Source organism: Streptomyces sp. NPDC087906 (genome assembly GCF_055584925.1).
This window is the reverse complement of the sequence record NZ_JBVJLC010000005.1, coordinates 359689-371346: the sequence shown is the minus strand read 5'-3', so window position 1 is coordinate 371346 and position 11658 is coordinate 359689. Positions and strand designations below refer to the sequence as shown.

Here is an 11658-nt window from a genome sequence, read left to right as displayed (position 1 = left end):
GGAAGCGGACCTGCGATGAGGAAAGCGCCGATGAGGAAAGCGGCGATCAGGGAAGCGGGCCGGCGATGAGCGGCGACGCCCTGCGCGTACGGTCGGGACGGCGGACCGTCGAGGTCAACCGCCCCGACAAGGTGCTGTTTCCCGAACTCGGCCTCACCAAGGCCGACGTGCTGGAGTACTACCGGAGCGTCGCGCGCTGGATGGTGCCGCAGCTCAAGGGCAGGCCGCTGATGCTGGAGTGCCACCCGGACGGGGTGGGCGGCCCGCGCTTCATGCGGAAGAACGCCCCGGACAGCTATCCGGACTGGATCCGCAGGGCCGAAGTCACCAAGAGGGGCGGCACGGTGGCCCACCCGGTCTGCGACAACGAGGCGACGCTGCTGTACCTGGCAGGGCAGGCATGTCTCACCTTCCACCGCTGGCAGTCCCGCGCCGACCGCCCCGACGCGCCCGACCGGCTGGTCTTCGATCTCGACCCGGCCGCCGACGACTTCGAGGCGGTACGCAGAGCGGCGTTCCAACTGGGCGACCTGCTCGGTGAGTTGAAACTGCCGAGCATGCTGATGACCACCGGCTCCAAGGGCCTGCACGTCGTCGTACCGCTGGACCGCCGCGCCGGCTTCGACGACGTACGGGACTTCGCAGCCGAGGTCGCAGCGACCCTGGCGGCCCGCGACCCGGACCGGCTCACCACGGAGGTGCGCACCGAGGCGCGCGAGGGCCGGCTCTACCTCGACATCCAGCGCAACGGCTACGCGCAGACGGCGGTCGCCCCCTTCTCCGTACGTGCCAGGCAGGAGGCGCCCGTCGCCACGCCGATCAGTTGGGACCAGCTCAAGGACCCCGCCGTCACCGCCCGCCGCTGGACGGTGGCGGACGTCCTGGAGCAGGCGCGCACGGACCCGTGGGCGGACGTACCGGCCCGCGGCCGGGCCCTGGGCCCGGCGCGCAAGCGACTGGCACGACTGCGCTAGGACTGCGTCAGGCGGTGGCGGTGAACGTACCCGCCAGCGCGTCGGCCAGCCGGAGGTGCGTGGCCGCCTCGTCGTCCCGGCCCTGGCGCTCCAGGGTGCGGCCCAGCATGAGCCGGGCGTAGTGCTCCACCGGATCGCGCTCCAGCACGGCCCGCAGCTCGGTCTCGGCCTTCACCAGGCGCGCCGAGTGGTAGTACGCGCGAGCCAGCAGCAGCCGGGGTCCGACCTGCTCAGGGGCCTCCTCGACGAGCCCGCCGAGGATGCGCGCGGCGGTGCCGTACTCCTTCGCGTCGAAGAACAACCGCGCACGGTCCCAGCGCTCGGCGGCCGTTCCGTACTCGTAGTAGGTGGTCTCCACGTGTCCTCCTCACGATCTTCCTGCCCGCCATAACACCGCCCTTTGGTTGAACATTCCACTACCGGTCGCCGCCGGAGACTGTCGGCCCGCGCGCGGCGGGCTTAGGTTGGGCCCCATGAGCAATCTCGATCGTCGGGCCGCCCTCGCCGTCTCCGGGGGACGCGGGTTTGTGGTCGCCGAGCCGGTACGTGAACTGCTGAGCCCGCGCCGCGTGCGACTGGGGGAGTCCACCGAGGTCCGCAGGCTGCTGCCCAACCTGGGCCGCCGCATGGTGGGGGCGTTCGCCTTCGTGGACCACTACGGCCCCGACGACATCGCGGACGAGCCCGGCATGCAGGTGCCGCCCCACCCGCACATGGGCCTGCAAACGGTGAGCTGGCTGCACGACGGCGAGGTCCTGCACCGCGACAGCCTCGGCAGCCTGCAGACCGTCCGCCCGCGCGAGCTGGGCCTGATGACATCCGGCCGGGCGATCTCCCACTCCGAGGAGAGCCCCCGCCAACACGCCCGCCTGCTGCACGGCGCCCAGCTCTGGGTCGCGCTCCCCGACGAACACCGCGCCACCGAACCGCACTTCGAACACCACGCCGCCCTGCCCGAGGTCACGGCCCCCGGCCTGACGGCTACGGTCATCCTCGGCGACCTGGACGGCGCCACATCCCCGGGCACCACCTACACCCCGCTCACCGCCGCCGACCTGTCCCTCACCGCGGGCGCAGGACTGCGACTGCCCCTCGACCCGGACTTCGAGTACGCGGTCCTCGCCATGTCCGGCGAAGCGGCGGTCGACGGCGTCCCCGTACTCCCGGGCTCGATGCTCTACCTGGGCTGCGGCCGCTCCGAACTCCCCCTGCGCGCCATGACGGACGCGGGCCTGATGCTCCTGGGCGGCGAGCCGTTCGAGGAGGAGATCGTGATGTGGTGGAACTTCGTCGCGCGAACGAACGACGAGATCAAACAGGCCCGCGAAGACTGGATGTCCGGCACCCGCTTCGGCGAGGTCCACGGCTACGCCGCCCCCCGCCTCCCGGCCCCCGACCTCCCCCCGACCCCACTGAAACCCCGAGGCCGTAGGTGACTTCGCATATGTAGCCGGCGCGGTGGAAGTGCTTCCGCCGAAGCGGGCGTCCACCCCCCAGGCTCGGAGTTGTAAATGACTTGGGGGGCGGTGAGGTCGTCAGGGTGGCGACGGATGACCAGCCAGCTTTCCGGGTAGTCCGGCGGATGGTCCGTGGCAGGCTCCTGGGGCGGAGAGATGACCAGGACACGGTGATCCGGGAGTTCGGCCTGGACGACGTAATCGCTCAGCCTGTACTCGACGGTGCACACCAGCCCGCGCTGCCGTAGAGGGGGGCGCCTTTCCGGTCCGCGGTAAGGCGCCCGTGCCGGGACCAGCCGGCGGTGATGGCGCATTGGGCGGCAGCCGGACCTCAGATCGCCAATAACGCATACGCGAGTCGTTGAGTTCCATTGGTCATGCGGCCTGCATAACTGGGTCTCATTGTGCACCGGTGCCACCATGAACATCATTCCGACCCTGCCGCTCGCGCATATCACTCGCAGCCCCCAGACCTCTTTTCGTGAGCCTGTCCTGGGGTAGCGTTTCATTCGTTCAACGATTACGGTTGCTCTTTCCTCATGCCTCTGAGATAAATAAACGCTGCGGCACATGGGAGCACCACCAGGCCAAGCAAACCCCAACCTCCCGCATTCCCTGCGGAAATTAGGAAAATGGACAGAATAACTCCCAGTACTGCGAATATCGAAACGAATATAAACCAACCTTTCATTTTTGCGCGCTGTTCCAGAGACCAGCCGAGTCTAGGCATTCTATTTTCCTTCGTCCACAGGGTGATTCGTGGCGGACCCGAGAATTCTCGGGCCCGCCACGATGAGCTTACTGCCAGGAAATGGCGTTGGAAGCTATTTGGCCCGCAGCCCAGCCAATTGCGTAGCATTGGCTTCTGGCTGTGCTCGACCACCGCTTGTCCGGGGGGTGCCGCGGTCAGTTCGGGATCGCCGGGGACGCGGTCTCGATCGTGCGGCGCTTGACGAGCAACACGACGATGAGGACGACTTGGAGGAGGATGACGAGGACCATGCCCAAGGACGCCTGAGGTTCGTCTCCGACGAGGTTGGAGATCAGGCTGGTGTCCCAGAGTCCGTGGACGAGCATCGGCAGCAGGATGACACCGCCGACGCGGAGGCACAGGTAGAAGAAGTAGCCCGAGGTGGACACGACGAGGGCCTGCGCGAGTGCCTGCGCGCCCTGGCCGAAGGCGTTGCTGACGTGCACGAGACCGAAGACGAGCGAGGAATACAGGGCGACCTTGTTCTCGGCGAGTCCGGCTCGGCGGAAGACATGGACGCCGATGCCCCGGAACATGAGTTCTTCGCCGACGCCGACGAACACCCCGAGGAGCAGCAGGCACGCCACAAGCGAAGCGCTCTGGTCGGCGAGGTGTCCGTAGTTGAGGCCGACCAGGGCGACGGCGATCATCGAGAGCGGTACCCAGCGCACCCAGCGCCGCACGGGCGCACGGTAGTGCAGGACCTCGCCCCACCAGCCGAGCCAGGTGACGACGGCAGCGGCGAACACGATAGAGGCGCCGATGGGGATCAGTGCGTTGCGCACCAGGGACTCAGCGGTGGGGAACTGGCTGTCGGAGTAGCTGGTGTCCACGCCGATCAGGTGGCCCAGCCCCTGGATGATGCCCGCGTACACGATCACCACTACCAGGAACCACGGCCACGACAGCCCGCGCCCCGGCCGGTCGTCCCGTATCGAGTCCGTCCTGTCCCGCACCGAATCTCCTTCTCGTCAGGCGGCAAGAGCCCGCGCCCTTCCGGGCACGATCACTTGTCTCCCGGCTTTCAGCGAAGAATCCTATACGGACTAGAACAAACATCCCGGACGGCCGCTTACCCGGCGGAACCGGCGCGCATCCCGCTACCCCACCGGCTCCACCGTCGGCGCCGACGGCGGCGGCACCGCCGTCCGAGGGACGCGCGCGAACACTCATGGGACAGGGAACGACAGCGGGCGGTGCGGATCCATACTGCTGTCAGCACCCTGGCGCAGGGCACCTCGCGGCGGTACCAGCGCCTGCTGCGGATGCTCCGTCAACCGGCGATTTTCGACGACTTTCGAGGTGGACACCATGACCGTTACGGTCGGACTGCTCGTACAGATGGAAGCGAAGCCCGGCAAGGAAGACGAACTCGCCTCGTTCCTCAAGGCCGGCCGCGCGCTCGCGACGCAGGAGTCCGGGACGGTGACCTGGTACGCGTTCCGTACGGGACCGAGCGGGTTCGGCATCTTCGACACCTTCGAGACCGAGGACGGCCGACAGGCACACCTCGCCGGGGAAATCGCCAAGGCGCTGGGCGAAGCGACTCCCGATCTGCTCGCTCGGAGCCCTGAGATCGTGTCTGTCGACGTGCTCGCCGCGAAGTAGCCGGGCCGATACCAGGTCGGTGCCGACCATCAGGCCGGTACGTCGCCCAGTGGCGTGCTCACCGTGTAGCGGACGGCGACGCACAGCGCCCGGATCGCGGTGCTCGCGCCTGAGGACAGCCGCCGCGAAGACCCGCGTGGGAGTGAACTCACGGTGCCGGCCGGACCGGGGACGGCTCAGCTTGTCGTTCAACGCTCTGATCCCGGTCGTCGAGCGGTCGTCGAGCGCGAGGCATCGCTCGCGCTCAGCCTCTGGAGATCCTCAAGTGCCTTGCCATACGGCAAGCACGGCCGTCACGCTGATCCACATGGCAGCCATCGCGGGACTCAGCAAAAAGCACAACGTCGTGCCGGTCATCCGGGACGCGGACGTGATCGCGACAGCCCTCCGTCAGGCGTTGGCCGAGGCATCGCCCGAGGAGCGCCCAGGTCTGGAACGCGCCGCCGCGCTCGTTGAGTCCACCGCCGCAGCCACCGAGGGCCAGATGCGGGCCCGCTGGGTCCGCTCCCGGTGGGCAGCCGTCGGCTTCACCGGAGACATCGCCTCGGTTGCGGCGGTGAAGGCGCTGCGCCAGGCAGAGCCGAAACTGAGCCTGCTGGCTGCGGTGCAACTGCAGAAGGAAGCGCTGAACCATGCGGAGTGATCCAGCACGTCATGGCGCACAGTCCCCTGTGTCCGAGCTGCGAAGCCGGGGTTTGGTCCCCCGGGCGTCTGCTTGAACAGGCGAAGCGTGCGCGCGATGTCGGAACAAGAGGCGGGCGGCGCAGCGCTTGTACAACCCGCCGCCTTGCCCTCTCGGCCGGAGGGGATGGGGCGGGCGTTAATTCGGATGTGCGTGCGGCGCGGGGTTGTTAGATTCGCGGTGTGCCGAAGCTGAATCAGATCATCGCCGTCGAAAAGGGCGTCAAGTCCAAGGCCCTCCAGGAGCTCACCCAGGCTCACCAGGACGTGCAGAAGCCCGCCCTGCTGGCCGGCATCTCCCGGACCTATCAGCCCAAGGACGAGGAGGGCGAGCAGTTGCCGCCCGAGTCGACGCGGGTGCAGATCAAGGCCGAGGACGCGCTGCGGGCGACGGCCGGGACGCTGACGCGGCTCTTCGACGTGACCGCGACGAAGGACTGGGCGAACCGGTCCGCGGTCGCGGACGTGGTGGTCGACGGTACGGTGCTGCTGCCCCAGGTGCCCGTCCCGTACCTGCTGTTCCTGGAGAAGCAGCTCACGGACCTGCACACCTTCGTGCGCAAGCTGCCGGTGCTCGACGCCTCCGAGTCGTGGAACCTGGACCCCTCGACGGACTCGTGGAAGACGGACCCGGTGCGGACCATCCGTACGAAGAAGGTCCCGCGCAACCACGTGAAGGCGGAGGCCACGGAGAAGCACCCGGCGCAGGTCGAGGTGTACTACGAGGACGTCCCGGTCGGTTACTGGACCACGGTGAAGTTCTCCGGCGCGCTGCCCGCCCGCCGGGTCAACGAGCTGCTCGACCGCGTCGAGAAGCTCCAGCAGTCCGTCAAGTTCGCCCGCGAGGAGGCGAACAGCACCGAGGTCACCGACCAGCGGGTCGGCGACGCGGTGTTCGGCTACCTCTTCCGGTAGCCCCACATACGCCCTCCGTCGCGAGCGGAGGGTGCGCGATGAGCGCAAGCTGAAACTGATGTTGAAGCTGATGAAGGGGTGTCAGTTGGGGGTTCGAATCCCTCTCCCCGCACCACGTGCGGGGGTGGCCCAAGCCTGGCAGAGGCGGCCCCGGTCAAACTCAGATTCTCGCTCCAGTCTCAGTATTCGCCGCCGAACACCGGATCGACCGAACGTGGGCGAACACCGACGGATGGGGGTTCAAGTCCCCTCGGCGCCTCTTCCGTGGCGCTGTAGTTCAAAGGCAGAACACGTCGGTCTCAACATGACCCGCGGCTCTTAAACGCCGCCGGTGTGCGCAAATGGGTGGCAAGCTGGAGCCCGGGAGCTGGACATGCTCCCGGGCTCCGTCACGTCCCGGCCCGCGGCGTGCGCGGTGACCGGGAAGGCTCACCGGGTTGAGTGGTCAGGCCGCGGCGGGCAGGGAACTGCCGCAATCGTCAGAAGATTCCGAAGTGGCGGCATCATGGGGTATCAGAGAACGGACGATCGACTGTCTGGTACGAGGTGAAATGGTGGCAACGCGGCGGGTACTCGTCGTCGGCCTGGATCCCGCGAAACTCACGGGGTGGGACCCGGAGCCGGTCCTGGCCGGGATCGCACGAGGGCGGGCCCGATTCGTCGAGATGGGGATCGAGGCCGACTGGTGTCTGGTCGACCTCGACGCCGCCCCGGAGCAGACGATCGTCGAAGCCCTGGCGGGCCAGGAGTACACCTGCGTGGTGATCGGGGGTGGCATCCGGACGTACGAGCCGTTGCTGATGTTCTTCGAGAGACTGATCAACACGGTCCGCCGACACGCTCCCGACGCCGCCATCGCCTTCGACACCACCCCGGAGGACTGCGCCGACGCGGCTCTCCGCTGGCTGCGCTGAAGTTGTGAGGCGGACTCCTGAGGCGGACTCCTGAGGCGGACTCCCGCGGTCGGCGTACCTGGTGGTGGAGGTGCGTGACGTCGCGATCCTTACGCCGTCGGACGCGGTCGAGCTCGTCCTGAGGCGGAGGCGCGGGGTCGGGAAAACCGGGCGTCGTCGAGGGATTCCGACCGGTCGGCTTCCGGGGGGCTAACGCGTGATCGCGGGGGCAGAGGGGATGTCACCCGTGGCTGCTGTCGCGGTCTGCGTCGGGGTCCGAGTTCGAGGAGCATCATGGTCATTTCGTCATCGCGGCGGCTGCGGCGCAGCGCGCGGAAGGTATTCGGCTGGGAGCGGTTGCGCCCGGAGCAGTTGCTGGCGATGGAAGCGGTGATGGAGCGGCGGGACACGCTGGTGGTGATGCCGACCGGAGCGGGCAAGTCGGCCGTCTACCAGGTGCCCGGTCTGCTGATGCCGGGTCCGACCGTTGTGGTGTCGCCTCTGATCGCCCTTCAGCGGGACCAGGTGCAGGGGCTGTTGCGTCGGGAGGGCCCGGACGCTGCGGCGGTGAACTCGACGCAGAGCGGCAGTGCGAACGCGGCGGTGTGGGACCGGATCAGCGCGGGCGGTGTCGACTTCCTCTTCTTGGCGCCGGAACAGCTTGCGAAGGACGACGTGATAGAGCAGCTCGCGGCGGCGGAGCCGGCTCTGTTCGTGGTGGACGAGGCGCAGTGCGTGTCGTCCTGGGGTCATGATTTCCGTCCTGAATATCTGCGGCTGGGGCAGGTCATCGACCGTCTCGGGCGGCCTCCCGTGCTCGCCCTGACCGCGAGCGCCGCCGCCCCCGTACGGGCTGACATCGTCGCCCAGCTCGGCATGCGCGACGTACGCGAGGTCGTCACCGGTTTCGACCGTCCCAACATCCATCTGGAGGTCATCGCCTTCCAGGACGCCGCGGCCAAGAAGCGGGCGGTGATCGAGCGGGCTGCGGCGGAGCCCAAACCGGGCCTGGTCTACGCGGCGACGCGCCGGGAGGCGGAGGAGTACGCGGAAGAACTCGGTGCGTTGGGATTGGATGTGGCGGCCTACCACGCCGGGCTTCCCGGGGCCGAACGCGGCGCGGTGCACGACCGGTTCATGGCGGGCTCGCTGGACGTGGTCGTGGCGACCTCCGCGTTCGGCATGGGGATCGACAAGCCGGACGTACGTTTTGTCCTCCATGCCTCCGTCCCCGGGTCACTGGACGCTTACTACCAGGAGATCGGCCGGGCCGGGCGTGACGGTGAGCCCTCGCGCGCGATACTCGCCTACCGGCCGAAGGATCTCGGCATGCAGCGCTTCTTCGCTGCGGGCCGCCCTGACCCGGACACCGTCACCCAGGTGGCGAGCACCCTGGAGAGCCACGACGGGCCCGTACCGCCCAGCGATCTGCGGGACGAGACCCACCTGACAGCCAGCCGGCTGACCGCGGTCGTCAACCTCCTGGAGCAGGTCGACGCCGTCCGCACCACCGACGACGGCGACTTGGAGCCGACCGGTGCCAAGACCGCGGCCCGCGCCGCGCAACAGGCTGTCGAACTCGCCGATGCCCACCAGCAGTTGGAACGATCGCGGGTGGACATGATGCGGGGCTACGCGGAGAGCACCGGCTGCCGCCGCCAGTTCCTGCTCGGCTACTTCGGCCAGGCGCAGGACCGGGCCGAAGGATGCGGATCCTGCGACCGGTGCGTAGCGGCGGAGCTGGCCCAGCAGGGTGGCGGCGGCGGCCCGGCGGTCCTGTCGGGCACCGGCGGCCCGATCCCCGCGCCCCGCGACTCTTCCCGGGCCGACGGGCGGCACTCCTTCCAGCCGGGCACTCTGGTCCGGCACGAGCACTGGGGGGAGGGCTCGGTGATGAGCGAGGAGGACCAGCGTCTGACCGTGCTGTTCGAAACGGTCGGCTACCGCACGCTGTCCCTGGACGTCGTGCAGGAGAACGGCCTGCTCACCGTGTGCTGAACAGCCAGCAGCCAGCAGCCAGCAGCCGGCCAGCCGGCCAGCCGGCCAGCCGGCCAGCCGGCGAGTGCCGGTCGGCGCTCCGCGTCAGATCTGCCCGCGCAGCATGCGGAGCAGGCGGTCGAGGACGCGTCCGCCACTGACGCGGAGCCCGTCGTGCTCGTACTCGTTGGTCGCCCACAGCCGCAGCCCTCTGATGGCCTCGACGGTCTGCAGCGAGTAAGCGGCGTCGACGTACATGTCGTCGAGGTAGACGGCGGCGGCCACGGGGACGTCGTTCGCGGCCAAGCGCTGAGGATCGTAGAGGTCGGGCCAGTCCGCGCGGGCGAACAGCATCTCGGCGGACTCGCGCAGGGGTGCGAGACAGGGTTGGTCGAAGTGGCAGGGGTAGGTCATCTCGCCGGTGAACAGCACCGGGTCGTCCCCTGCCAACGCCGTGCGCGCGTCGAACTGGGGGAACTCGCCGCGTACCCGCTGAGCCGCCCAGTTCGTGGCGCCGGTGCCGCGCTGGGCGTAGGTGAGTTCATGCATGAGCGGGTTCAGCGGCAGTTGGGCGTAGCTGAGGAGAGCCGTGGAGCGGGCGAGGAAGCTGTCGGACAGCTCCGCTCCGGCCCAGGTGTCTTCGAGCAGGTAGTGCAGCGCGTCCGCGCCGTCGCTCATGCCGAGCATCATCCCGAGCGACTGGAAGGCCTCGACGGTGAGCAGGGATCCGTCCGGCATCGGCGCAGGGTGTTCGATCAGGTGCGCGGCGATGCGGCGGACCGAGGCGGCGTCCTGCGGGTACTGGCGGTGGTAGGCGGTGTTCTTGCGTCGCACGCGCGGATAGGCGGCGCGGTAGGCGTCGTCGGCGGTAATGCGCAGACCGGGGAGACCGCCGGTGATGATTGCCTCGCGCAGGCCCTCGGGCGCGTACGAGAGGTAGGTGACGGTGCACATGCCGCCGAAGCTCTGGCCGAGCACCGACCACGGTTCGTCGGTGAGTTCGCGCCTGATCAGTTCGGCGTCGCGGACGATGGCGTCGGCGCGGAAATGGGTGAGGTAGTCGGCCTGAGCGGCGGGCTCGCCGCGGGCCGGGAGCGTTTGACGGGTGACCGGACTGGAGCGGCCCGTGCCGCGCTGGTCGAGCAGGAGGACGCGGTAGTCGTCGAGTGCGCGGTCCAGCCAGGAGTCCCGACCGACCGGCCGCGGCGGCCGCATGCCGGGGCCGCCTTGCAAGAACAGCAGCCAGGGAAGCCCCTCGCGCTCGCGTCCGGCGGCCACGACCTCGCGAGCGTAGATCTCGATGTGCTCGCCGTCCGGCCGGTCATGGTCGAGGGGGAGGGCGAAGAGATGATCGGTCAGCGTGATACCGGGCATGGAAGGCTCCTTTGCGGCAGTGGTGTGATTTTGCTACGGGCGTTGCTTCGGCGTGCGTCAAGCACCGTCGCCGCGTCACGTGTGTCTCGGCGGTACGAGGATGCTGATGGCGTTGGCCGCGATGATCGCCGCGATGCTCAGCCAGGCGGCCACGTCGAGTCGCTGTCCCAGAACGAGCGCACCGACGGCTGCGGCGAGTACCGGGTTGACGCTCATGAACAATCCGAATGCCTCTGCGGGAACGCGGCGCAGTGTGAACAGGTCCGTGAGGAACGGCAGAGCGGAAGAGAGGAATCCGGCCGCGACAGCCGCACCGAGCGCCTCGGCGGAAGGTGTGTGGTGTACCGCGACGCCGGCTCCGACGGGCAGGAAGACCAGGGCGGACAGCACCGCTGCGGCGGCCGTGCCCTGTGCCCCGGGGATGCGCTGCCCGATGGAGCGGTTGAGAAGGATGTAAGCGGCCCAGCCGGCGGCGGCGAGCAGACCGAGCCCCATGCCGAGGTAATCGGCGGTGGGGCGCGGGCGCATCAGTGCGACGACTCCCGCCAGGGCGAGTACGGCGCAGCCCAGGTCGACGCGTCTGCGCGAGCCGGCCAGCGCGATCGTGAGGGGGCCGAGGAACTCCAGGGTCACCGCCAGGCCGAGACCGACCCGGTCGATCGCGGTGTAGAGCGACAGGTTCGTCACACCGAAGTCGGCCGCGAGCAGCAGCACCAGCCCCCACTGGCGCCGGGTGAAGGACCGAAGGCGGGGCCGACCGAGGATGAGCAGCACCGCCGCCGCGACGTACTGGCGGACCGCGACGACGCCGACAGGGCCGAGCACGGGGAAGGCCAGCGACCCGACCGCGGCGCCGAGCTGGGTCGAAAGGCCGCTGCCGAGCATCGTGCAGACCCCGGCCATGGGCACGGAGCCGTGCTTCGCGGGCAGGGCGGCGCGGTCGGCCGGGCGGGTGGGGGCTGCTGGCATGCGTCGATCCTGTGCCGCGCCTGACCATGCGCAAAATGCATGGAGTCCGCCCGCTATAC

General features: G+C 69.0%; 11 protein-coding genes. 7 read left to right on the top strand and 4 right to left on the bottom strand.

Features of this window, described 5'->3' with window-relative positions; all coding sequences use genetic code 11:
- Positions 1-65 precede the first annotated feature (65 nt).
- On the top strand, positions 66-974 hold the full coding sequence (gene ligD / locus ACZ63I_RS17825) for a non-homologous end-joining DNA ligase (protein WP_469339632.1): 909 nt from the start codon (positions 66-68) through the stop codon (positions 972-974).
- 7 nt (positions 975-981) lie between these two features.
- Here the strand turns inward: ligD and ACZ63I_RS17820 are convergent, their stop codons facing one another.
- On the bottom strand, positions 982-1332 hold the full coding sequence (locus tag ACZ63I_RS17820; RefSeq protein ID WP_469339631.1) for a tetratricopeptide repeat protein: 351 nt from the start codon (positions 1330-1332) through the stop codon (positions 982-984).
- Between the two features lie 115 nt (positions 1333-1447).
- On the opposite strand from ACZ63I_RS17820, the gene ACZ63I_RS17815 reads away from it, so the two are divergent.
- Entirely contained in the window at positions 1448-2410 is a 963-nt protein-coding gene (locus tag ACZ63I_RS17815; RefSeq protein WP_469339630.1) for a pirin family protein, read from the top strand.
- A gap of 927 nt (positions 2411-3337) precedes the next feature.
- Here ACZ63I_RS17815 and ACZ63I_RS17810 read toward each other — a convergent pair.
- Positions 3338-4138, bottom strand: a complete 801-nt coding sequence (locus ACZ63I_RS17810; RefSeq protein ID WP_469339628.1) for a CPBP family intramembrane glutamic endopeptidase — start codon at positions 4136-4138, stop codon at positions 3338-3340.
- Positions 4139-4493: 355 nt separating this feature from the next.
- Between ACZ63I_RS17810 and ACZ63I_RS17805 the strand changes: the two genes are divergently transcribed.
- The 5 genes from ACZ63I_RS17805 to ACZ63I_RS17785 all read left to right on the top strand — a co-directional run bounded on the left by ACZ63I_RS17805 (position 4494) and on the right by ACZ63I_RS17785 (position 9277).
- Entirely contained in the window at positions 4494-4790 is a 297-nt protein-coding gene (locus ACZ63I_RS17805; protein WP_469339626.1) for a putative quinol monooxygenase, read from the top strand.
- A 307-nt stretch (positions 4791-5097) separates the two neighbouring features.
- Complete coding sequence (locus ACZ63I_RS17800; RefSeq protein WP_469339625.1) at positions 5098-5433, top strand: hypothetical protein; 336 nt, start codon at positions 5098-5100, stop codon at positions 5431-5433.
- 221 nt (positions 5434-5654) lie between these two features.
- Complete coding sequence (locus tag ACZ63I_RS17795) at positions 5655-6386, top strand: DUF7873 family protein (RefSeq protein ID WP_250966525.1); 732 nt, start codon at positions 5655-5657, stop codon at positions 6384-6386.
- 554 nt (positions 6387-6940) lie between these two features.
- Positions 6941-7300 carry a hypothetical protein gene (locus ACZ63I_RS17790; protein WP_469339623.1) on the top strand — a complete coding sequence of 120 codons (360 nt, stop codon included), beginning with the start codon at positions 6941-6943 and terminating at the stop codon, positions 7298-7300.
- A 273-nt stretch (positions 7301-7573) separates the two neighbouring features.
- The gene (locus tag ACZ63I_RS17785; protein WP_469339621.1) at positions 7574-9277 is read left to right on the top strand and encodes a RecQ family ATP-dependent DNA helicase; all 1704 of its coding nucleotides are present in this window, start codon (positions 7574-7576) and stop codon (positions 9275-9277) included.
- Between the two features lie 84 nt (positions 9278-9361).
- On the opposite strand, the gene ACZ63I_RS17780 is transcribed toward ACZ63I_RS17785, so the two are convergent.
- A complete protein-coding gene (locus ACZ63I_RS17780; RefSeq protein ID WP_469339620.1) occupies positions 9362-10630 on the bottom strand; it encodes an alpha/beta fold hydrolase in 1269 nt (422 codons plus the stop codon).
- 75 nt (positions 10631-10705) lie between these two features.
- The gene (locus ACZ63I_RS17775) at positions 10706-11599 is read right to left on the bottom strand and encodes an EamA family transporter (protein WP_469339619.1); all 894 of its coding nucleotides are present in this window, start codon (positions 11597-11599) and stop codon (positions 10706-10708) included.
- Between the last annotated feature and the right edge of the window lie 59 nt (positions 11600-11658).

Excerpts from the sequence above, each read along its gene's own strand:
- ligD (WP_469339632.1), top strand. The coding sequence starts at position 66 with ATGAGCGGCGACGCCCTGCGCGTACGGTCGGGACGGCGGACCGTCGAG.
- ACZ63I_RS17775 (WP_469339619.1), bottom strand. The coding sequence starts at position 11,599 with ATGCCAGCAGCCCCCACCCGCCCGGCCGACCGCGCCGCCCTGCCCGCG.
- ACZ63I_RS17780 (WP_469339620.1), bottom strand. The coding sequence starts at position 10,630 with ATGCCCGGTATCACGCTGACCGATCATCTCTTCGCCCTCCCCCTCGAC.
- ACZ63I_RS17785 (WP_469339621.1), top strand. The coding sequence starts at position 7,574 with ATGGTCATTTCGTCATCGCGGCGGCTGCGGCGCAGCGCGCGGAAGGTA.
- ACZ63I_RS17805 (WP_469339626.1), top strand. The coding sequence starts at position 4,494 with ATGACCGTTACGGTCGGACTGCTCGTACAGATGGAAGCGAAGCCCGGC.
- ACZ63I_RS17800 (WP_469339625.1), top strand. The coding sequence starts at position 5,098 with ATGGCAGCCATCGCGGGACTCAGCAAAAAGCACAACGTCGTGCCGGTC.
- ACZ63I_RS17815 (WP_469339630.1), top strand. The coding sequence starts at position 1,448 with ATGAGCAATCTCGATCGTCGGGCCGCCCTCGCCGTCTCCGGGGGACGC.